Raw genomic sequence first — 20,996 nt, 5'->3', positions numbered from 1 at the left:
ATGTTTCCGTGCAACGTCACAGAGCACCAGAAAGGTTCCCGCCCATGGAGGGGATTGCGATCCGGCTGCGGGATCTGCGGAAGTCGTTCGGCGAGACGACCGCCGTGGCCGGCGTCGACCTGGAGATCAGGGACGGCGAGTTCTTCTCGATGCTCGGCCCGTCCGGCTCGGGCAAGACGACCGTGCTCCGTATGATCGCCGGCTTCGAGAGCCCCACCGGCGGCACCATCGAACTCGCCGGCCAGGACGTCACCGGCCTCGCCCCCTTCGAGCGCGACGTCCACACCGTCTTCCAGGACTACGCCCTCTTCCCGCACATGACTGTCGAGCAGAACGTCGCCTATGGCCTCAAAGTCCGCAAGGTCGCCAAGGCCGAACGACTGGTCCGCGCCCGGACAGCCCTCGCCGAAGTACGACTCGAGGGCTACGGCAACCGCCGGCCCGCCCAACTCTCCGGCGGCCAGCGGCAACGCGTCGCCCTCGCCCGCGCCCTCGTCGGCCGCCCCCGTCTGCTGCTGCTCGACGAACCGCTCGGCGCCCTCGACCTGAAACTGCGCGAGCAGATGCAGGTCGAACTCAAGGCGCTCCAGCGGGAGGTGGGCATCACCTTCGTCTTCGTCACCCACGACCAGGAGGAGGCCCTGACGATGAGCGACCGCATCGCCGTCTTCGACCAGGGCCGCATCCAGCAGGTCGGCACCCCCGCCGAGGTCTACGAGCGTCCCGCGACCCCGTTCGTCGCGTCCTTCGTCGGCACCTCCAACCTGCTGGCGGGCGAGGCGGCCGAGCGCATCGTCGGCACCACCGGCACCTACAGCATCCGGCCCGAGAAGATCCGCGTCCTCAAGGACTCCGCCGAGACCGGCGAACCGGACCACGAGAGCGCCGCCGGCACCGTCGCCGAGGTCGTCTACCTCGGGGACTCCACCCGCTTCCTCGTCGACCTCGACGCCGGCGGCCGGCTCACCGCCCTCCAGCAGAACCTGGAGACCTCCGCCGAGGACGTGGCCGCCTACCGCGGCAGCCGGGTGCTACTGCAATGGCACCGACGCCACACGGTGCACGTCCCCGACCCCCGCTGACCCCGCTCGCTCCTTCACCCATCTCCTTCACCCATGGAGAACGCCGTGCGTCTCACCCGAACCCTCCAGGTGACGGCCTGTGCCGCCGTCCTGCTCGCCGCCACCGCCTGCGGCTCCTCCGGCAGCAACTCGTCGGGCGGCGGCCTCAACCCCCCTGACCTCAAAGCCCAGTCGAAGCTCGGCAAGAGCGAGGGCGAGGTCAATCTGATCGCCTGGGCCGGCTATGTCGAGGACGGCTCCAACGACCCCAAGGTCAACTGGGTCGGCGACTTCGAGAAGCAGACGGGCTGCCAGGTCAACTCCAAGGTCGCCGCCAGCTCCGACGAGATGGTCAAACTGATGAAGACCGGCGAGTACGACGCCGTCTCCGCCTCCGGCGACGCCTCCCTGCGCCTCATAGCCTCCGGCGACGCGGCCCCCGTCAACACGAGTCTGGTCCCCAACTACAAGGACATCTTCCCGGACTTGAAGCTCCAGGCCTGGAACTCGGTCAAGGGCAAGGCCTACGGCATCCCGCACGGCCGCGGCGCCAACCTGCTGATGTACAACACCCAGAAGGTCACGCCCGCCCCGACCTCCTGGGCCGCGGTCTTCGACGACGCCTCCAAGTACAAGGGCCATGTCACCGCGTACGACTCGCCGATCTACATCGCCGACGCGGCCCTCTATCTCAAGGCCACCAAGCCCGAGTTGAAGATCAAGGACCCCTACGCGCTCGACCAGACCCAGTTCGACGCCGCCGTCGCCCTGCTGAAGAAGCAGAACGCGGACATCGGCGAGTACTGGAGCGACTACCTCAAGGAGATCTCCGCCTTCAAGAGCGGCGACTCCGTCGTCGGCACCACCTGGCAGGTCATCGCCAACCTCACCGCCGACGAGGGCGCCAGGATCAAGGCCTTCGTGCCCAAGGAGGGTTCGACCGGCTGGTCCGACACCTGGATGATCTCCGCCAAGGCCAAGCACCCCAACTGCGCCTACAAGTGGCTCAACTGGATCGTCTCACCGAAGGTCAACGCCCAGGTCGCCGAGTACTTCGGCGAGGCCCCCGCCAACTCCAAGGCCTGCGAGGAGACCAGCGACAAGAACTTCTGCACCACCTACCACGCCGCCGACACCGCGTACTGGAAGAACATCGCCTTCTGGAACACGCCCATCGAGCAGTGCCTCGACGGCCGCTCCGACGTCAAGTGCGTGCCGTACGCCAAGTGGGTACAGGCCTGGACCGAGATCAAGGGCTGAGACATGTCCCTGCTGAACCGGACCGCGGGGGCGCTGTACCGGCGCCCCCGGCTGCGGCTCTCCCTGCTGCTCACCGCACCCCTGCTGTGGCTGGCCGTGCTCTATCTCGGTTCGCTGAGCGTGCTGTTCGTCTCCGCGTTCTGGACGACGGACTCCTTCACCTCCGAGGTCGTGAAGGTCTGGTCGACCGACAACTTCCACGAGCTGTTCACGGTGCCCGTGTACCGCCAGGTCATCCTGCGCAGCATCGGCGTCGCGCTCTCGGTCACGGTCCTGTGCGCGGTGATCGCGTTCCCGCTCGCCTTCTACACGGCCCGTGTCGCCAAGCCCAAGTGGCGCCCGCTGCTAGTGGTCGCCATCCTGACCCCGCTGTGGGCCAGTTACCTGGTCAAGGTGTACGCGTGGCGGCTCATCCTGTCCCAAGGCGGCCTGGCCGACTGGATGTTGAAGCCGTTCGGGCTCAGCGGCCCGGGGTTCGGACTCCCCGCCGCCGTCCTCACTCTGACCTACCTCTGGCTGCCCTACATGGTCCTGCCGATCCACACCGCGCTGGAGCAGCTGCCCGCCAACCTCCTTGACGCGTCGGCCGACTTGGGCGCGCGGACCGGGCGCACCTTCCGGTCGGTCGTGCTGCCGATGGTGCTGCCGTCCGTCGCCGCCGGGTCGATCTTCACCTTCTCGCTCAGCCTCGGCGACTACATCACCGTGCAGATCGTCGGCGGCAAGACCCAGCTCATCGGCAACCTCGTCTACTCCAACATCGAACTCAACCTGCCCATGGCCGCCGCCCTCGGCACCGTCCCCGTCGTCGTGATCGTCGTGTATCTGCTCGCGATGCGCCGCACGGGCGCGTTGAGCAGTCTGTAGAGGAGCCCGTCGTGCAACTCTCCCGTTCCGCGCGCATCGCCCTGCGCGTGGCCGCCGGGTTCGGCTTCGCGGTGATCTACGTCCCGCTCCTGCTCGTCCTCGTCAACTCCCTGAACCCGGACCGCAGCGCGAGCTGGCCGCCGTCGAGCCTGACCCTGCACTGGTGGTCCGTCGCCTGGCAGAACTCCGGTGCCCGCGCGGCGCTCTGGGTCTCGGTGAAGGCCGGCCTCGGTGCCACCGCCATCGCCCTGGTGCTCGGCACCCTGATCGCCTTCGCGGTCGCCCGGTACCGCTTCTTCGGCCGCGGCGCCATCTCCTTCGTGGTCGTGCTGCCGATCGCACTGCCCGGCATCGTCACGGGCATCGCCCTCAACTCGGCGTTCAGCACGGTACTTGAGCCGCTCGGCGTGGGCCTCGGCCTGTTCACGGTGATCGTCGGGCACGCCACCTTCTGCATCGTCGTCGTCTTCAACAACGTCGTCGCCCGCCTCAGGCGCACCTCCGGGTCGTACGAGGAAGCCGCGATGGACCTGGGCGCCGACAGCTTCCGCGCCTTCGTCGACGTCACCTTCCCGCTGGTGCGCTCGGCGCTCCTGGCCGGCGGACTGCTCGCGTTCGCGCTGTCCTTCGACGAGATCGTGGTGACCACCTTCACCGCCGGACCCGGCATCGAGACCCTCCCGATCTGGATCTTCAACAACATGACCCGGCCCCAACAGGCGCCGGTCGTCAACGTGGTGGCCGCGGTGCTCGTCCTCCTCTCGGTCCTCCCGATCTACGTCGCACAGCGGCTGTCCGCCGACACGGCCACCGCCAGCCGGGTCTGACGCCCTGAGCACCTGTTTTCCGGGGCTCCGGCCGGTCTAAGCTCTGCGGATGACCTTGGAATGGGAACAGGTAATCGTGCACTCGGAGGACCCGGCGGCCCTGGGCCAGTGGTGGGCCACGGCTCTCGGCTGGGTGGTGGTCCACTCCTCCGACGACGAGTTCGAGATCCGTCCGGCGCCGGACCGCCTGCCGGGGATCGACTTCGTGCGGCTCGCCGAGAGCAAGAAGTCCAAGAGCCGACTGCACCTCGACTTCAGGCCCGACGACCAGGACGCCGAGGTGGCCCGACTGGTGGCGCACGGCGCACAGCGTGTCGACATCGGCCAGGGCGAACAGTCGTGGGTCGTCCTGGCGGACCCCGAGGGCAACGAGTTCTGCATCCTCGGGCAACGGCGTCAGTAAGCACTCCTGAAGGAGTGGTGTCCCCGGTCCGCCACGGCGCACCGTCCTCGCGGTTGAGAGCCGCCGCTGAAAGTGAGAGTTCACAAGGCCTCTGACCTGCGCACTATCACTTTCACAGTCATCGCAGTAGCTCGGATGTGTGGAGTTGTAAATGAGAGTGGGCCTGACCAGCCCTTATTGAGTGGCAGCGGCTTCAGCGCAACGATTGCATGGTGTGGGCACTGTCGAGCACGAAGGACGCCGTCGGCGGGACAACGGTCATCGCGGACCACGGTTACCAGGGCACCGGGCTGGTCATCCCGCATCGCCGCGAACCCGGCCAGGCTGGACTCCTGGCCTGGAAGGAGGAACGACGTCTCTCACCGCGAAGTCCGCGCTCGCGTCGAGCACGTCCGTGCCCGGAAGAAGGACTGGAAGATCCAGTGGTATCGCCCGTCTGCACAACCTCACCCTCGCCGGATGACGCAGGTGCCCGCACCCCACGCGACCACGCCCCCGTTTCACCGCTGATCATTACGGGACAGCCGCTTAGTAGGACTCCGTTAGGTCGTTCTTGATCTCCGAGGTGTGGGATGGAATCGGAAGGAGCGCGCGCCCATGAGGCTCTGCACAGCACGCCCGGCAGCCCGGCGTGCCTGGACTGTGGAGTTGCGGCCCGGCTCCGGGGGGCCGCGGCTCGTGTGTCGGCAGTGCGATCACCGAGGCGTGCTGCTGGCTGGGGTGTCCGCGCGCTCCGCGGTGCTTGAGCATCTTGCCGGACATGCCCGCGGCGACGTTCTGCCGCCGCACCTGCGTACCTGTCAGTGTCACGAGCGTGGCTGCCGCTGGCACCCCCGTCACCGAGGCTGTGCCGGCCCCATCCGTCTGCTTCTCGCCCGCGAGCGAGGTGGACGGCTCTGGCGCCTCGCGGATGCCTGCACGGCCTGCGCGTCGGTGACGGAGCAGGCCGCCGTGGTTCCGGAAACCGTCCTGCGCGCGGCCGCGACGTTGCCCGACCTCACGTTGCGCCGACGCAGACGATGTCCCAAAGGGCCGGGTGACCAGATTCGGGTGCGAGAGATGCTCAGCTACTTGGCTGCCGCCCTGCCCGCCCATGTCGGAGCTGCGGCCAGGCTCCTCGCCATGCAGTGCGCACTGCGCATGGACTCCGAAGGGCAGGTTCGCTTGTCGGCCGGCGTCCTGCGCAGCCTTCGCCTCGATCGTGATCCGCTCCCGTGGGACGAACTTGAGCGAGAGCGGTGGCTCCGGGGAATGCCGACGGCGCCGGAGAGCGCGGCCAGGGGGATGGTCGTCCAGATCCTCGACGGTGCGCTGTTCGCCCAGTCTCCGGCACGGCCGGACCGTAGGCGCGCTGCTGACTGGGCGCTGCGTACGGACGGCGGCAGGTGTGTGGATACCAGTGACCCGTCTCTGCGGTTGGTCGCCCTCTGTCTTGCGGCGCACGCGGACTCCTTGACTGGTCGTGGGTGCGTCGAGCTGGACCGGATCGCACGTGAGTGTGGGCTTGTTCCTGCTGCTCTGCCCCCTGTGCTTGATCGGTTGGCGGTGTCCTTCGCTTCCTGGAGGGTGACCCTTGCCTCCGGAGATCTCTGCTGGGAGCTGCTGTCGAAGGGGGATCTGCGTCAGCGGGCGCTCGGCCGACCTGGCGGCGCCACTGACCCCGAGAACTGACGGTGGTCTACGGAGGAGCCGGCTCGTCACGTAAAGTGACGCGGTTTGTGGTTCGTCAGCCGCCACCGGGACGTGCACCGGGGCGGTCCGGACGGTGGCTTCGTCGTTCCCAGGGGTTCAGACGGTCTGCTCGGCCGCGGGCAGCTTCTCCGTTTTTCGAATCGCGCTGTTCACCAGGGCGCCGCGCCAAGGCCTGAGGCCTCGGAGTTGAGCCGTCCCGATCGGAAGGGCTCAACCCGGTGGGGCAGTTCGGCGAAGCCTGCGTCCGCCAGCGCCCCCGCGAGCCCGGGGAGCGCGGAGATCCGGTCGACGAGCGAGGCGTCCACTTCCAGGCGGGCGGTGTCTCCCAGGTCGCGGACCCGGAGGTCGGTCACTGTCAGTCCGGCGTCGGCCAGGAGCGCGCGCACCGCGGTCTCGGCTCGGTCGACGCGGGCCAGGCGGTGCGGGGTGACCTCGATGCCGTAGCGGATGCGGCTGGCCAGGCAGGGCGTCGCGGGTTTGTTCCAGGTCGGCAGTGACCAGTGGCTGCTCAGCAGGCGCACCTCCGCCTTGGTCAGGCCGGTGTCGAGGAGCGGGGTGTGGATGCCGCGTTCCCGGCCGGCCCTGATGCCCGGGCGGTGGGGGTCCCGGGCGTCGTCCGCGTTGGTTCCGGTGGCCACCCGCTCGTATCCGTGGTCGTGGGCGAGCCCGGTGATGGTGTCCAGGACCTCGGACTTGCAGAAGTAGCAGCGGTCGGGGCCGTTGGCGCGGTAGCCGGGACGGGTCAGTTCGCTGGTGCGCGGGGTGAGGTGAGTGACGCCGAGGTCTGTGGCCAGGCGGCGGGCATGCGGCAGTTCACCGGCGGCCAGGCTCTCCGACACGGCGGTGACGGCGAGAACCCGCTCCGGGCCGACGGCACGTACGGCGGCGGCGAGCACGAGGGCGGAGTCCGCGCCGCCCGAATAGGCCACGGCGACGGCGCCGATGACGCGCATGCGGTCCAGAAGCCGGTCGGCGAGGACGTCGGCGTGTGCGAGTGCGGCCGCTCCCTCGTCTGGGACGGTCATGGTTGTCCTCCTGCGAGAAGGTCGGTGTGCTGAGGGGCGGCGGTCCGACCGCTCTCCGCGAGTGCGCGTGCCGCCACGGTCCGGAGGGGCAGGCCAAGGGCTGCGGCAACGGCGGCGAGGTCGTCGTGTTCGGGTTTGGCGCCGTGCGGACCGTGCTTGATCCGAACCGGGTGGCCGTCCACGTGCACGGTCTCGAAGTCCCGCGGCAGCGCGGTGCGGGTGGCGGCGACGCGGCGGATGCCGAGGCTGCCGGTCTCCGACAGTACGAGGTCGCGCATCCGACGCTCGTCCTGGCGGGTGGTCAGGATGTGCAACACGTGCGCGGGGCGGCTCTTTTTCATCACGGCGGGCGTCACCCAGGCGTCGAGAGCACCGGACTCCATCGCCCGGGTGATGGTGTGTCCGAGGATCTCGCCGGTGACGTCGTCGAGGTTGGTCTCGAGAACGACGACGTCTTCCGCCGGAGGGTCCTGGCTCGAAGCTGCCGGGGCGGGGACTCCCAGGGTCACCGCCGTGACATTGGCCCGGTCCGGCAGGCGGCGAGTGCCCGCCCCGTACCCGGTGCGGCCCAGGGTCATGGATGGCGGCGGTTCGTACCGCGCCCCGAGCGCGCGCAGCAGTGCGGCGCCGGTGGGCGTCACCGTCTCGCCGGGCAGATCGCTTCCCATGACAGCCGCTCCGGCGAGCAGCGCCAGCGTGGCGGGTGCCGGGCAGGGCAGTACTCCGTGCGCCGAGGCCACCCGCCCCCTGCCCAGCGGGAGCGGTGCGCTGAAGACGTCGATGACGCCCAGGGCATGCAGGGCGGCCGCGACGCCGACGATGTCGACCAGGGTGTCGTGGCCGCCGAGTTCGTGGAGGTGGACGGTGGCGGGGTCGGCGCCGTGCAGGCGGCCCTCCACCTCGGCAACGGCGGTCACGGCGGCGACCGCGAGGGCGGCGACAGGTTCGGGGGTGGCCCGGGAGGCGAGGTGGATGACTTCGGCGGCCTGGCGCTCGGTGCACGGGTCGGTGACGTTCACATGGATCCGGGTGGCGGCCAGCCCGTGGTCGGTGACGTGCTCGGCGGTCAGTTCCCAACCGGTGAGCCCCGTGGCGGCGATCGAGGCCCGGATCGCGTCCAGCGGTGCTCCGGCGTCGATGAGGGCGGCCAGGAGCATGTCTCCGGCCAGCCCGGTGAACGGGTTGATCCAGACGATCACCGGTGGCCTCCGGGTGTGTTCACACGGCTTTGTGGGGTCACACGGCTTTGGGCGATGCGGTGGACCGCCATCGCGGCCGAGAAGCCGGAGTCGATGTTGACCACGGTCACCCCGGCAGCACAGGAGGCGTGCATGGCGAGCAGTGCGGTGACGCCCTCCAGGGACGCGCCGTACCCGGTGGAGACCGGCACCGCGACGACCGGTGCGCGCACCAGACCGCCCACGACACTGGCGAGGGCGCCCTCCATCCCGGCCACGACGATCAACGCGTCGGCGGCCTGGAGCCGGTCGCGCACCTGGAGGATCCGGTCGAGGCCGGCCACACCCACGTCGTGGATGGCGGTGGTGTCCAGGCCGACGGCGGCGGCCACGGCGACGGCTTCGGCGGCGACAGGCAGGTCCGAGGTGCCGGCTGCCACCACCGTCACGGAGAAGTCCCCGGCCGGAGAGGGCCGCCAGCACAGCAGCCGGGCCTCGGCGTCGTACGTTCCCGGGCCGTGCGGCTGACCGTCGTACGTTCCCGGGTCGTATGGCTGACCGTCGTACGGCCCCGGGCCTCGCGTTTCCTCGTCGTGCGCGCCCGGATCCAGCCGTGCCATGACGGCCTCGGCGGTCTCCGCCTCGATCCGGGTGACGAGGACAGGACCGGTGTTGTGTCCCAGCAGGCCGGTGACGATGCCGCTGATCTGCTCGACTGTCTTTCCGGGCCCGTAGACGACCTCGGGGAGTCCCTGCCGGGCCTCGCGGGCGAGGTCAAGCCGGGCGAAGCCGAGGTCCAGTACCCCGCTCATGCCCCGCTCCTGCCGACGTACGGGATGGTCTGCGGCCCTTCGGGCAGGACGCAGAGACGGGCGCCGGGGCCCGCTGCGGCCAGCGCCTCGGCGACGGTGGCCGAGATGTCGCGGGTCTGTCGCAGGTGGGCGGTGGCCAGTTCGGCGTCGCTCAGGAAACCGGTGTGCATGACGACGCGGCTGCCGGACTGGATACGTGCCTGGATCTGTACCTGCCACTGGTCGGGCACGGTTTCGGTGCGGGCGCTGATGTCGTCGAACAGCGCCTGCGGGGACGGAGCGGAGGCCAGCACCTCCCGGTAGGAGCCGTGGTCGGGGAAGCCGTCGCGGCACTCGGCTGCGCAGACGATCATGCCGCCGGGTTTGACCACCTGGTAGGCGGCGGACATGCCCTTGACCGCCTGGTAGAGGTTCTGGTCCAGCGGGAAGCCGGAGTTGGTGGTGACGACGACGTCGAACGGCGCCTCGACCGGCCGCATCGCCATGCGTTTCGCCGTGGCCGTGGCCGCGGCGTGCATCGGCGCCAGATCGCCCCCGAAGGCGGCCACGATGTCCTTGTCCCGGTTCAGCACCACATCCAGCGAGAAGGTGACTCTGGTCGCTTCGGCGATGGCCCGTACGTCGTCGTGGACGGGGTTGCCGTGCGTGTTGCCCCAGGTGGCGCGCGGGTCGCCGATGCGGGCCGCGTCGTGCAGGACGAGGACCGTCTCCAGCGCGGCCAGGCCGGGGGCCACGAGTTTCGGACCGCCCGAGAAGCCGGCGAAGAAGTGCGGTTCGACGAAGCCTGTGGTGATGCGGACGTCCGCCTCGGCCCACGCACGGTTCAGCCAGACCGGGACGCCGTTGCCGTACGTCCCCATCCAGGTCAGTCGTCCGGGGTCGCGGGCGTCGTGGTTGACGATGCGTACGGCGTCCACGACCTCGTCGCCGAACATCTCGCGCAGTTCCGCCTCGCCGTTGCCCCGGTGGGTGCCGGTGGCGACGAGGATCACCACGTCCTCCAGCCGGACGATCCCTTCGAGTTCGGCGAGGACGGCGGGGATCATCAGATGGCGCGGCTGGGGGCGGGTGCCGTCGCAGGCCGAGATCGCCACCGTCTGCCCCGGTCGCACCCGTTCGCGCAGCGGGGGCCCGGCGACGGGGGCGCGCAACGCCTCGCGCAGTACGGCCATTTGGTCCGCGGCGGCCTCGTGGTGAACGGGTTCGACGACGGTCGCCGTCCGCGGATCCACCTCGATGTCGAGGCCCGACTGCCCGTAGGCCAGACGTATCTTCACAGGTTTTCCTTCCGCAGTCGGTAGGCGCGGGCCGCCGTGCCTCCGAAGACCTCGGTACGTTCGGCGGCGGTCAGCCGGTCGGTCACTTCCTCGGCCGCGCGGACGACCTCCTCGTAGGAGGCGGCAGGCAGACACACCGGCCAGTCGGAGCCGAACATCACACGGGACGGGCCGAAGGCGTCCAGCACCTCATCGGCGTACGGTCGCAGATCCGCGACGGTCCAGCCGGTGCGGTCCGCCTCGGTGACCATGCCGGACAGCTTGCAGAACACGTTGGGTTCGGCGGCCAGTTCACGGATCAGCGAGACCCACGGATGCAGTTCGCCGGAGGCGATGGGCGGCTTGGACAGGTGGTCGAGGACGAAGGTCAGCTCGGGCAGGGCCCGTGCGGTGGCGATGGCGGCGGGGAGCTGGTGCGGGAGGGTGAGCAGGTCGTAGGCGAGACCCGCGTCCGCCACTCTGCCCAGTCCGCGCCGGACGCCCACCCGGTTCAGCCAGCCCGGGTCCGCCTCCCCCTGCACCAAGTGGCGGATCCCTACCAGGAGTTCACCTCCGGTGCCCGTCCGCAGGGCGGCCAGTGTGTCCGTGAGGTGGTCCGAAGTGAGGTCCGCCCAGCCGACGACACCGGCGACCAGGTCCGCTGCCCCCGCCAGGGACAGGAACTCCGCCGTCTCGTCGGCGTCGGGGAGGACCTGGACCAGGATCGTACGGTCGATGTCCGCTGCCGCGGCCCCCGGTGCGAGGTCGTCGAGGGTGAAGTCACGGCGTAGCGCTGCCATGCCGGGGGCGTCCAGCCAGTCGTGCGGGCGACGGCTCGGGCCGGAAGCGGTCCTGGGCGCTCTCGGAGCCGTCTCTGCCACAGGCGTCGCGGGCCGGGGCCGCCAGACGTGGTGGTGTGCGTCGATCCGTGTCATGGCCGGGCCCCCGCCAGGGCGTCGAGTTCCGCCCACAACTGCGCGGGGATCTCCGCCGTGGCGTGCGCGATGTTCTCCGTGACCTCCAGTGGACTGCGCGCGCCGAGGACCACACCGGTGACCGCCGGGTGGCGCAGCGGGAACTGCAGTGCGGCGGCGGCCAGCGGCACCCCGCGGGCTGCGCACCGCTCGCTCAGGGACCGGGCGCGGCGCAGCACTTCGTCGGGGGCCGGGGCGTAGTCGTAGGTGGCGCCCGGGGACGGGTCGGCGAGGATGCCGCTGTTGAAGACGCCGCCGACCAGGACGCCCACCTCGCGCTCGGCGCACAGCGGCAGCAGCACGTCGGCGGCGCTGCGGTCCAGCAGGGAGTAGCGGCCGGCGACGAGTACGCAGTCGAGGTCGGTCTCGGTGACGAAGCGGGTGAGCATCGCCGTCTGGTTCATGCCCGCGCCGATCGCCCGCACCGCTCCCTGGTCACGCAGCCGGGCCAGAGCCGGGTACGCCCCCGTGACCGCGTCCTCCCAGTGGTCGTCCGGGTCGTGGATCAGGACCGTGTCGAAGGCTTCGAGACCGGACCGCTCAAGGCTCTCGGCGAGCGAACGGTAGACGCCCTCGGCGCTGTAGTCGCGTACCCTGACCAGCCCTCGTTCGCCGTGGAACGCCTCGTCCCCGAGGGCGGCGTCGCCCGGCACGAGCAGCCGTCCCACCTTTGTGGACACGGTGAACTCGGCGCGCGGGCGGCCCGTGCCGGCGAGGAAGGATCCCAGCCGCCGTTCCGCGAGCCCGGCACCGTAGTGCGGGGCGGTGTCGAAGTACCGGACACCGGCCGCCCAGGCTGCGTCGAGCGTGGCGGTGGCCTGTTCGTCGCCGACCGCCGAGAACAGCCCGGCCAGCGGTGCGGTGCCCAGGCCGATACGGCTGACGGTGACCCTGGAGCGGCCGAGCGGGACGCGCTCGGCGAACCAGGGCGGGCTCGCGGAGGTCATCAGGCCTGTCCGAGGACGTGCCGCTGGCGGCCGAGCCGGTCGATCTCCACCTCGACCACGTCACCGGCGACCAGATAGGGGAAGTCGTTGGCGCCGAAGGCCACGCCGGCCGGGGTACCCGTGCTGATCACGTCTCCGGGGTCCAGCACCATGAACTGGCTCAGATACCAGACGATGTGGCGCACCCCGAAGATCATGTTCTTGGTGTGGCCGTCCTGGCGCAGTTCGCCGTTGACCCACAGCCGCATGGCCAGCCCCTGCGGGTCGCCGGTCTCGTCGGGGGTGACCAGCCAGGGGCCGAGCGGGTTGAACGTCTCGCAGGACTTGCCCTTGTCCCACTGCCCGCCCCGCTCGTGCTGGAAGGCCCGCTCGGAGACGTCGTCGGCGATGGCGTAGCCCGCGATGACGTCGTCGGCCGCCTCCGGCGAGTCCAGGTAGCGCGCGGTGCGGCCGATGACCACGGCGAGTTCGATCTCGTAGTCCGTCTTCTCACTGGTGTGCGGTACGAGCACGGTGTCGTCGGGGCCGACGATCGTGTTGGCGGCCTTCATGAAGACGACCGGTTCGGCAGGGGGCGGTGTCGCCGTCTCCGCAGCATGGTCGACGTAGTTGAGCCCGATGCACACCACCTTGCCGGGGCGTGCGACCGGGGCGCCGACCCGCCGGCCGGCGATGTCCGTGCGCGGCAGCGCGTTGTCGGCCAGGGCGGCACGGACGCGTTCCACGCCGCCCTCGGCCAGGAACGCACCGTCGATGTCGGCGGTCAGCGGACTCAGATCTCTCGCGGTGCCGTCGGAATCCAGAACCACGGGCCGCTCGAAGCCCGCCGGGCCCACGCGCAGAAATCTCATCGGTACTCCTAGGTGAGGTGAACAAGCCCGCCCGGTGACCGGCAATTCGGCACCCGGGAGCGGGACATCAGGAATGAAAGGGGGGAAAGGGGGAAAAGGGGCGCACCAGCGCTCGGAGAGGAAGCCTCTACGCGGCTGAGCCGTTCCGGGGGAGCCGGCTGTCCCGTTCCAGGTGCTCGCGCAGCCACCGCTCGGTGGTGCTGACGTGCATCAGCGCCGCCGCCTGGGCGAGCGCGGCGTCACCGTCGGCCAGCGCTTGGTAGATCGCCTCGTGTTCGGCGAGGGTGCGGCCGGCGGCGTTGTCGTCGACCAGTCCCCGCCAGACGCGGGCGCCCAGCGTCCGGCCGGAAATGCCCTCCAGGAGAGTGGTCAGCGTGGCGTTGCCGGTGGCCGCGACCACGGCCCGGTGGAAGGCGGCGTCGTGTTCGTTGAGGCGTTCCACGTCGTCGCGGGCCGCCCGCATCGCGTCCAGGTGCCGCTCCACCTCGCCGAGTTCGGTGGCCGAGATCCGGGTGGCGGCCAGCGCCGTGGCGACCGGCTCGAACAATCGGCGCACCTCGGTGAGCTCCAGCAACGTGTCGCCACGCAGCAACTCCACCGCGGACCCGATGCTGCTGAGCAGCAGCTCCGGTTCCAGGCTGGTCACGTAGGTGCCGTCCCCGCGCCGGATCTCCAGCACCCGCGCGACGACCAGTGCCTTCACCGCTTCCCGCATCAGGTTGCGGGACAGACCCAGCTCCGCGGCGAGCTGTTGCTCGGGCGGAAGTTTGGCCCCAGGGGGCAGCTCGCCCGACTGGATGAGGTCCCTGATGCGGTCGATGGCCTTGTCGGTCAGTGACATGTGTGGCTGCCCTCCTTGTCGTTGCGTGCGCAGCGGCACCGTAGCAATACATCCCATGACGTAGGAAGACATGGGATGACTGAACCCGCTGCCGCGACCACGAAAATCTCGTCTACCTTGCAGGTCAGAGGCGTAATCGCCCATCTCTTTTCGTTTCGGCTATGGACACGGAGGCGAACAGAGACTAAAAATCCATCCCATGTCTGGAGCCGCTGCTGCAGAACAGACATGCCATGTACACATGACGATGGGTGGTTGCCATGACCCCGAAACGACAGCTCGGCCTCCCGGCCACGAAGGCCGGGCACCATGAGTGAACTGATCAGCGCCGTCGACGCGGTCGACGTACGGTTCCCGACCTCTCTGGAACTCGACGGCTCCGATGCGATGAACCCCGAACCCGACTACTCGGCCGCCTATGTGACGATCCGTACGAGCGGCGGCGACGAGGGCCACGGGCTCGCCTTCACCGTGGGGCGCGGCAACGACGTGGAGGTCGCCGCCGTACGTGCGCTGGCCCCGCTGGTGGTCGGCCTGCCGGTGGAAGAGGTCCTGAACGACCTCGGCGGTTTCTCCCGGCGGCTGACCGGCGACAGCCAACTGCGCTGGCTGGGCCCGGAGAAGGGCGCCATCCACATGGCCGCCGCGGCGATCGTGAACGCCGTGTGGGACCTGTACGGCCGCCGTACGGGCAAGCCGGTCTGGCGACTGCTGGCCGAACTGTCCCCGGAGCAGCTGGTCGACCTGGTCGACTTCCGCTATCTGCAGGACGCGCTGACCCGCGACGAGGCCCTGGACATCCTGCGCCGCGCCGAACCGGGCCGCGCCGAACGTGCCGCGCACCTGCTGGAGCACGGATATCCGGCGTACACGACGACACCCGGCTGGCTCGGCTACGACGACGAGAAGCTGGTGCGGCTGTCGAAGGAGGCGGTCGCCGACGGGTTCTCGCAGATCAAACTGAAGGTCGGCGCCGACCGCGCGGACGACGAGCGCCGGATGCGGCTGGCCCGCGAGGCGGTCGGCCCGGACATCAGGATCGCCGTCGACGCCAACCAGGCGTGGGGCGTCCAGCAGGCCATCGACTGGATGCGGGCGCTCGTGCCCTACGACCCGTACTGGATCGAGGAACCCACGTCCCCCGACGACATCCTCGGCCACGCCGCCATCCGCAAGGCGCTGGCGCCCGTGAAGGTGGCCACCGGTGAGCACACCCACAACCAGGTGATGTTCAAGCAGTTGCTCCAGGTCGGTTCGCTCGACATCCTCCAGATGGACGCGAGCCGCACCGCGGGCGTCACCGAGAACGTCGCCATCCTGCTGCTGGCCGCCAAGTTCGGCGTCCCGGTCTGCCCGCACGCCGGCGGGGTCGGCCTGTGCGAGATGGTGCAGCACCTGGCGATGTTCGACTACGTCGCCGTCAGCGGCACCACCGAGAACCGCGTGATCGAGTACGTCGACCATCTGCACGAGCACTTCACCGATCCCGTACGCATCCGGGAAGGCCACTACCTCGCACCGACCGCTCCCGGGATCAGTGCCGAACTGCACCCGGACTCCGTGGCGGCCCACCGCTACCCCGAGGGCCCCGTATGGGAAGCGAAGGCCGGGACATGAGCACGAAGGAGTTCGCCGGGCTGACCGCGCTGGTCACCGGTGGTGCCTCCGGCATCGGTCTGGCCACCGCTCAGTTGCTCGCCGGGCGTGGGGCGCGCGTGGCCTGCCTCGATCTCAAGCCGGACGACGTGCCCGGACCGCTCATCGGCATACAGGCGGACGTGGCGGACGACAGCGGTGTCCAAACGGCCGTCGAGGAGGCCGCGCGTCGGCTCGGGGGCATCGACATTCTCGTCAACAACGCGGGGATCGGCGCCCAGGGCACGATCGAGGACAACACCGACGACGAGTGGCGTCGAGTCTTCGATGTCAATGTCTTCGGCATGGTGCGGGTGACCCGTGCCGCGCTGCCGCACCTGCGGCGCTCGCACAGCGCGGCCATCGTCAACACCTGCTCCATCGCGGCCACGGCGGGGCTGCCCGACCGGGCCCTGTACTCGGCCACGAAGGGCGCCGTCCTCTCCCTCACCCGGGCGACCGCCGCCGACCTCGTGCACTCCGGAATCCGCGTCAACTGCGTCAATCCCGGTACCGCTGACACCCCTTGGGTCGGACGCCTGCTGGAGAGCGCCGCCGACCCCGAGGCCGAACGCGCCGCCCTGAACGCTCGCCAGCCCATGGGCCGCCTGGTCAGCGCGGAAGAGGTCGCCGCGGCCATCGCCTACCTGGCGAGCCCGCTCTCCGGCTCCACCACCGGCACCGATCTCGCCGTCGACGGCGGCATGCACGGACTGCGGATCCGCCCGCGCGCCTGAACACGGCTGTCCGGCACACCGCACCGGCAGTACCTTCCCACCCCGGCAAGGAGTTGGAGAAGCTGTTGTCATTCCGGAGATGAGGACTGCGTTTTCGCTGGTCGGGCGTAAGGGTGGCGGTCTTGTGGGAAGAGGGGCCTGTCGTGCCGTCGCTGCCCAGGAGGTCGTGGATGCCGTCGGTGGTCGGGCTGTTGGAGCTGTGTGAGCTGGGTGCTCGCCGCCCGCCGGCTGACCCGCTCACGCCCACAGCCGACGCGAACCGGCCCCGCGCGGGCTCGGCCAGCGGCGAGTCGATCACTGCAGAATCCTCCGCATCTCGGACTCGCTCAACCACCCGTGCCAGGTCACTTCTCCCGGATCGGGGGCGCCGATCTCCGAAAGCACGGCATCGCACATCTCAAGCCAGTGAGGGCTGAGCCCACCCCGATTGAGCGCGTATGTCGATGACGGCCGGCAACGCCCGTCGTTGAGTCTCAGCAACGTCGCCGGGGCCCCGGGAGTGTCGACGAAAGTGCTGCTGATCACCGACGGAACGGGTGGCATCGTGATCACGATGCCACCCGTTCCGTGTTGTCGATCGTCGCGGCGGCTGGACAGCTCCGGGCGGTGGTCCGCAGGCGGAAGACAGCCCAGGCACAATCGGCCCGCGTCTTTACATCCGTTTATACGGTCGGCGAGGGCAACGGCCGAAGATCGGGTGGAAAGCAGGCAAGGCGACGCTGCGTCAACGAGGCCACGGAAGAAGGCTCTTGGGTCAGGACCAGCGCGGAATCATCATCGGCCTCATCGGCCTCGACGGCCTTGCGGGCCTCCGGAGCGACAGCGTCCGCGGTCGATGCGCCCCCCAAGGACGCGGCCAGCCCGGCCACCAGGTGCTCGTGTGAGACACGACGGTGCAACAGCAGCACCTCGATCAGAGCCTTCGTGCCCGTCTTGTACCTGCTGGCCTTGCGGGCAGCTGACCACCACGCGTCGTGTATCGGGGTGAACCTGCCCGCTCGGCGCGGACCGTCCCGCTCGACTGACGCCGTAGGGCCGACGCCACATCGTGCGCCGGCCCATGAACACGCTCACGTGACGACCCTGGCGGGAGCCCGACGTCCGGCCGGGCTCCCGCTTTGTGTGCTGCCCGTTGAGGCGTGCCGGTGTCTAGGACGACACCAGCACCAGGGACCACAGTTGAGAGGAGGCGCCGGTGTACGTCTGCTGGACGATCTGCGCGCCGTCGCTGGTGGATGCTCCGGAAACGCCGAGGGCGAGACCCGAGTTGCGGTTCACCAGCTTGTAGTTGGAGCCGACGGCGACCACCTGCCACTGCTGGTCGTTGCCGCTGTTCTGTACCCACTGCACGGCGCTCGCACCGCTCGACGTGTTGGCGGCCAGGATGCCGAGGGCTCGGCCGCTGTTCTTGTCGAGCAGTGTGCTGTATCCGCTGCCGACATCCGTGACGTGCCACAACTGGTCTGCCGACCCGTTGTCGGTCCACTGGACCACGTTCTGCCCGTCGAGGAGGTCCGCGCCCAGCACACCAAGGGCCTTACCGCTGTTGACGTTGACGAGCTTGTAGTACGCGCCGGTGGAGTTTCCGAAGTCGATGTCCGCGTAGGAGATCGTGGTTGTCCCGCCGACGATCTCGACCCGGCCCGTGTTGGGGATGTAGGTGAGGCTGCGGCTGTAGGAGGACGCCATCGTCGTGTGCTGCTGCGTCCACGCGCCGGTGCTGCTTCCGCTGGCGTTCGTCCAGACGTCCCCGCTGCCCGCGGCGTTGAAGACGATCCGTCCGTTCGGCATCCGCATGAGCACCGGGCTCCCTCCACGGGACAAGGCGCTGGAGCCCGATGTCACCGAGAGCGAGGTGATGCCGGTGCCCGCGGTGCCGCCCACCGAGTAGAAGTGCAGCGGATCGCTGGCGATCTTGTAGCGGACGTTGTCGCCGCCGCCCCAGTATTCGTAGGTCATCATCCACTTGCCGTCACTGGTCTGGACGACATTGGTCATGCCGGGGCGACCACCGCCGATCTCGCTGTAGCCGGACGAATTGGTGACGGTCGTTCCGGAGACATCGACAACCGGGCTGCTCCACGACGAGCTGACGCCGTCCCATGTCCGGTGCGCAAGGATCTGTGTGGCGGGATCCGGAGTTGTGCTGTTGTTCGGATCGATCGTCGGAATGCCCGTCGACGAGTCGTAACCGGTGTAGTCGTTCTCGTCGGAGTAGTAGGCGACGAGCTGGTTGTTGTAGACCATCAGATACGGTTCCCATACGGGGTCGTTCTGGTGGCTGGTGTTCTCGGTGGCCGGATAGTTCACGCCGTTGGACCAGCTGCCCGTCGTGATGACGTTGACGACATTCCACGTCGCGCCCGAGTCGGTGCTCGAATAGAGCGCGATCGCCGTGTTACTGCGGTCGCCGTCATGCGTCGGCGTGTAGCTGGAGTTGGCTGCCTTCTGGTCGAGGTAGTTGTAGTCGTCGCCCGAGACGACGGTGGCCATCAGCAGTGTGCCGGATGCGAGATTTCCGACTGCCTGGGGCAGCACGTACAGATACGGGTTGGTCCAGTTACTGACATACGACGAGTAGGCGGGGTTCGACGACGCGTACGCCGGTGCCTTGACGTCTGTCAGGTGTTGCCAGGTCGTGCCGTTGTCGTCGCTCTTGTACAACGGCATTGTCTGGCCGTCGGCCGAGCCCGAGGCGGCCACCGTCGACTTTTCGAATGCCGCGACGAGCCGTCCGCTCGGCAGCACTGCCGTTTTCGGGTACAGGGCGCAGTTGTTGGTGGCCTTCGTGCAGGATGCGTTGCTCGGGAGCTGGTAGAGGGTGGCAGGAGTCGGCGTGGACGCCTGCGCGGGCGTCACGAAGGCCCACAGCGCCGCGGCTATAGCCAGAACGACGATCAAGGCTTTACGCGGATGTCTTGTGCCTTTCATCTTTCCTCCCGAAAAGATAGACAAGATCGGATCTTGGAGTCCGGAGCGAGCCGGGATCCGCATGGCGGCGGCCGGTGGTTCGATTCCGAGTTGGCGGCGCCAAGGCGGAGGCGGGTTTGTCTTCCCCCAGGTATTTGGAGCGGCCCGTTCGTGCCGTGGCAAGGGGAAGCCAAACGTTCGAGTCGCGGACTGAGCCTGCGGATCGGCGCAGTCGAGTCGGGCCCTGGGGTACCGGTTTCCCTGGTTGGCGAGCGGGCGAATTCACGGCTTATGGCGTACACGTGCGTCAGTGCGTGAAATCCGAAGGGAGCCGAGCGACCTGTCCGCGACTGCTGTTCACAGAGGAAGGCGGTGTTGCGTTTTCCTCAACCGTTGGCGGTGACAGGGGAATCGGTGATGGCACGTCGCTGTCGGTACATTCGCAGACGGCACGGACCGGATGGGTGGCGGTCCGTTCAGAGGAGGCCGGCGGTGTGCCATTCCGGCTGCGGTTGTAACGCAGTTCCAATGCCTTCGTGCCAGCGCGAGCAAGGCAACCCCTTCACCTCCTCTGAAATCTCCGACGGGGAGCGGGGTTGGGACAATTATTCGGGCGTGGGGCATCCATGTCACCAGCGCGTTTCGAAAGTGTTTCGCGGAGGGGTGGTTCACCGTGTATTGACGTGCCGGCGCATCCGTCGCCATCCAGGGCGGTTTCAAAGTCCCGGTGATCACGTGAGGGTGTAGGTCGCGATGCTCGGTCGATGGGTGGTCGGCCCGGTCCGGATGCAACGAAGCTCCGGTTGATGCCGGGGCCCGATCAAGTCGCCCGCGCCGTCCGGAGCTTCGATGTGCCGTCAGTCCGTCAGCGATTGTCTGGTCAAGTGAGTGCGCTGCCGATCGACCTCACCCTGACTGATCCGAGAAGTCCGTGTCGTTCCGGTGGAGTTGCTGCCCTGTCGGCCTGACCAGACCGGTCTCGTAGGCGAACACGACGGCCTGGACGCGGGCGCGGGCGCCGATCTTGGTGAGGATGCTGCTGATGTGGCTCTTGACCGTGGTCGGGGCTATCGAGAGCCGTTCGGCGATCTCCCCGCTGCTCCAGCCGGAGGCGAGAGCGGCGAGCACCTCGCATTCGCGCTCGCTGAGATGAGACAGCCTGTGTCTGCGTTCGGTGAGGTCGGCCTGGCTCTGCTCACGGACCGCGTCGACGAGTGCGCGGGTGAGGTGGGGAGACAGGACGGCACCTCCGAGGGCGATGACGTGGAGAGCCGCTGTCAGTTCGTGAGGGAGGGCGTCCTTGAGGAGGAGTCCGTCGGCACCGGCGCGCAGGGCGGCGCAGGCGGACTCGTCGGCGTCGAAGGGACTGAGTATGAGCACCCGCGGAGGGAGCCTGCTTGTCCCGTCCGCGTGAGGTGTACTCGCATCCTCATAGGGCCGGGTGATGCGATGTATGGCCTGAATGTGCTTCTCGTCAGGTCGGCCCATGTCCATGAGGACGACGTCGGGCCGGAGCGAGTCGGCGAGTCGGACCGCCTGGGCGTAGGCGGTCGCCTCGCCCACGATCGTGAGGTCGGGCTGGGCTTCCAGGAACATCCGCAGCCCGAGGCGTTGCAGAGCCTGGTCGTTGACGATGAGTACGGTGGTCATGCGGGTGCTCTCCCGGCGGACCGGGCCCTGAAGGCGTTCGGCCGGCGATGGTCGGGGCGGGGACGGTGCG

Annotated in this window: 17 protein-coding genes and 1 pseudogene; 8 read left to right on the top strand and 10 right to left on the bottom strand. The window is 69.0% G+C overall.

The features are described from left to right. The first annotated feature begins 44 nt into the window (after window positions 1-44). The 6 genes and pseudogenes from OC490_RS10220 to OC490_RS10195 form a co-directional block, all read left to right on the top strand. Window positions 45-1,082 carry an ABC transporter ATP-binding protein gene (locus tag OC490_RS10220; protein WP_262057522.1) on the top strand — a complete coding sequence of 346 codons (1,038 nt, stop codon included), beginning with the start codon at window positions 45-47 and terminating at the stop codon, window positions 1,080-1,082. A 45-nt stretch (window positions 1,083-1,127) separates the two neighbouring features. After that, on the top strand, window positions 1,128-2,321 hold the full coding sequence (locus tag OC490_RS10215) for an ABC transporter substrate-binding protein (protein ID WP_315986667.1): 1,194 nt from the start codon (window positions 1,128-1,130) through the stop codon (window positions 2,319-2,321). A 3-nt stretch (window positions 2,322-2,324) separates the two neighbouring features. After that, on the top strand, window positions 2,325-3,188 hold the full coding sequence (locus tag OC490_RS10210) for an ABC transporter permease (protein ID WP_262057520.1): 864 nt from the start codon (window positions 2,325-2,327) through the stop codon (window positions 3,186-3,188). Between the two features lie 11 nt (window positions 3,189-3,199). Next, window positions 3,200-4,015 (top strand): ABC transporter permease, encoded by an 816-nt coding sequence (locus tag OC490_RS10205; protein ID WP_262057519.1) that lies wholly within the window; start codon window positions 3,200-3,202, stop codon window positions 4,013-4,015. Window positions 4,016-4,064: 49 nt separating this feature from the next. Further along, the gene (locus OC490_RS10200) at window positions 4,065-4,418 is read left to right on the top strand and encodes a VOC family protein (protein ID WP_262057518.1); all 354 of its coding nucleotides are present in this window, start codon (window positions 4,065-4,067) and stop codon (window positions 4,416-4,418) included. A gap of 197 nt (window positions 4,419-4,615) precedes the next feature. Further along, window positions 4,616-4,881: pseudogene (locus tag OC490_RS10195) on the top strand (IS5/IS1182 family transposase); the annotation flags it as partial. 1,378 nt (window positions 4,882-6,259) lie between these two features. On the opposite strand, the gene larE reads toward OC490_RS10195, so the two are convergent. From larE to OC490_RS10155, 8 genes are all read right to left on the bottom strand, one after another. Then, window positions 6,260-7,135 carry an ATP-dependent sacrificial sulfur transferase LarE gene (gene larE, locus OC490_RS10190; RefSeq protein WP_262057517.1) on the bottom strand — a complete coding sequence of 292 codons (876 nt, stop codon included), beginning with the start codon at window positions 7,133-7,135 and terminating at the stop codon, window positions 6,260-6,262. Beyond that, window positions 7,132-8,334, bottom strand: a complete 1,203-nt coding sequence (gene larC, locus OC490_RS10185; RefSeq protein WP_262057516.1) for a nickel pincer cofactor biosynthesis protein LarC — start codon at window positions 8,332-8,334, stop codon at window positions 7,132-7,134. The genes larE and larC overlap by 4 nt, the downstream gene beginning before the upstream one ends. Continuing rightward, window positions 8,331-9,125, bottom strand: coding sequence for a nickel pincer cofactor biosynthesis protein LarB (gene larB, locus OC490_RS10180; RefSeq protein WP_262057515.1), 795 nt, complete (start codon window positions 9,123-9,125; stop codon window positions 8,331-8,333). The genes larC and larB overlap by 4 nt, the downstream gene beginning before the upstream one ends. Then, window positions 9,122-10,402, bottom strand: coding sequence for a nickel-dependent lactate racemase (gene larA / locus OC490_RS10175; RefSeq protein ID WP_262057514.1), 1,281 nt, complete (start codon window positions 10,400-10,402; stop codon window positions 9,122-9,124). Before larA ends, larB begins: the two co-directional genes overlap by 4 nt. Continuing rightward, window positions 10,399-11,316, bottom strand: coding sequence for an amidohydrolase family protein (locus OC490_RS10170; protein WP_262057513.1), 918 nt, complete (start codon window positions 11,314-11,316; stop codon window positions 10,399-10,401). The genes larA and OC490_RS10170 overlap by 4 nt, the downstream gene beginning before the upstream one ends. Continuing rightward, a complete protein-coding gene (locus tag OC490_RS10165) occupies window positions 11,313-12,302 on the bottom strand; it encodes an aldo/keto reductase (RefSeq protein WP_262057512.1) in 990 nt (329 codons plus the stop codon). The genes OC490_RS10170 and OC490_RS10165 overlap by 4 nt, the downstream gene beginning before the upstream one ends. Continuing rightward, window positions 12,302-13,153: a fumarylacetoacetate hydrolase family protein gene (locus tag OC490_RS10160; protein WP_262057511.1), complete on the bottom strand. Its 852-nt coding sequence runs from the start codon at window positions 13,151-13,153 to the stop codon at window positions 12,302-12,304. The genes OC490_RS10165 and OC490_RS10160 overlap by 1 nt, the downstream gene beginning before the upstream one ends. A gap of 127 nt (window positions 13,154-13,280) precedes the next feature. Further along, complete coding sequence (locus OC490_RS10155; protein WP_262057510.1) at window positions 13,281-13,994, bottom strand: FadR/GntR family transcriptional regulator; 714 nt, start codon at window positions 13,992-13,994, stop codon at window positions 13,281-13,283. A 309-nt stretch (window positions 13,995-14,303) separates the two neighbouring features. On the opposite strand from OC490_RS10155, the gene OC490_RS10150 reads away from it, so the two are divergent. Together OC490_RS10150 and OC490_RS10145 are read left to right on the top strand one after the other, a co-directional pair. Next, on the top strand, window positions 14,304-15,611 hold the full coding sequence (locus OC490_RS10150; RefSeq protein WP_262057509.1) for an L-fuconate dehydratase: 1,308 nt from the start codon (window positions 14,304-14,306) through the stop codon (window positions 15,609-15,611). After that, complete coding sequence (locus OC490_RS10145) at window positions 15,608-16,366, top strand: SDR family NAD(P)-dependent oxidoreductase (RefSeq protein WP_262057508.1); 759 nt, start codon at window positions 15,608-15,610, stop codon at window positions 16,364-16,366. The genes OC490_RS10150 and OC490_RS10145 overlap by 4 nt, the downstream gene beginning before the upstream one ends. Window positions 16,367-17,515: 1,149 nt before the next feature. Here the strand turns inward: OC490_RS10145 and OC490_RS10140 are convergent. Together OC490_RS10140 and OC490_RS10135 are read right to left on the bottom strand one after the other, a co-directional pair. Beyond that, window positions 17,516-19,267 (bottom strand): RICIN domain-containing protein, encoded by a 1,752-nt coding sequence (locus OC490_RS10140; protein ID WP_262057507.1) that lies wholly within the window; start codon window positions 19,265-19,267, stop codon window positions 17,516-17,518. A gap of 915 nt (window positions 19,268-20,182) precedes the next feature. Next, on the bottom strand, window positions 20,183-20,926 hold the full coding sequence (locus OC490_RS10135) for a LuxR C-terminal-related transcriptional regulator (RefSeq protein WP_262057506.1): 744 nt from the start codon (window positions 20,924-20,926) through the stop codon (window positions 20,183-20,185). Between the last annotated feature and the right edge of the window lie 70 nt (window positions 20,927-20,996).

Origin of the sequence: Streptomyces sp. STR69, from assembly GCF_024519455.1 — a bacterium.
Classification (GTDB): domain Bacteria; phylum Actinomycetota; class Actinomycetes; order Streptomycetales; family Streptomycetaceae; genus Streptomyces.
This window is presented reverse-complemented; position numbering and strand designations above follow the sequence as displayed.

Bases quoted from the DNA above. Each gene is read 5' to 3' on its own strand.
- OC490_RS10220 (WP_262057522.1), top strand. From the start codon at position 45: ATGGAGGGGATTGCGATCCGGCTGCGGGATCTGCGGAAGTCGTTCGGC.
- OC490_RS10210 (WP_262057520.1), top strand. From the start codon at position 2,325: ATGTCCCTGCTGAACCGGACCGCGGGGGCGCTGTACCGGCGCCCCCGG.
- OC490_RS10200 (WP_262057518.1), top strand. From the start codon at position 4,065: ATGACCTTGGAATGGGAACAGGTAATCGTGCACTCGGAGGACCCGGCG.
- larE (WP_262057517.1), bottom strand. From the start codon at position 7,135: ATGACCGTCCCAGACGAGGGAGCGGCCGCACTCGCACACGCCGACGTC.
- larB (WP_262057515.1), bottom strand. From the start codon at position 9,125: ATGAGCGGGGTACTGGACCTCGGCTTCGCCCGGCTTGACCTCGCCCGC.
- OC490_RS10170 (WP_262057513.1), bottom strand. From the start codon at position 11,316: ATGACACGGATCGACGCACACCACCACGTCTGGCGGCCCCGGCCCGCG.
- OC490_RS10165 (WP_262057512.1), bottom strand. From the start codon at position 12,302: ATGACCTCCGCGAGCCCGCCCTGGTTCGCCGAGCGCGTCCCGCTCGGC.
- OC490_RS10160 (WP_262057511.1), bottom strand. From the start codon at position 13,153: ATGAGATTTCTGCGCGTGGGCCCGGCGGGCTTCGAGCGGCCCGTGGTT.
- OC490_RS10155 (WP_262057510.1), bottom strand. From the start codon at position 13,994: ATGTCACTGACCGACAAGGCCATCGACCGCATCAGGGACCTCATCCAG.
- OC490_RS10150 (WP_262057509.1), top strand. From the start codon at position 14,304: ATGAGTGAACTGATCAGCGCCGTCGACGCGGTCGACGTACGGTTCCCG.
- OC490_RS10145 (WP_262057508.1), top strand. From the start codon at position 15,608: ATGAGCACGAAGGAGTTCGCCGGGCTGACCGCGCTGGTCACCGGTGGT.
- OC490_RS10135 (WP_262057506.1), bottom strand. From the start codon at position 20,926: ATGACCACCGTACTCATCGTCAACGACCAGGCTCTGCAACGCCTCGGG.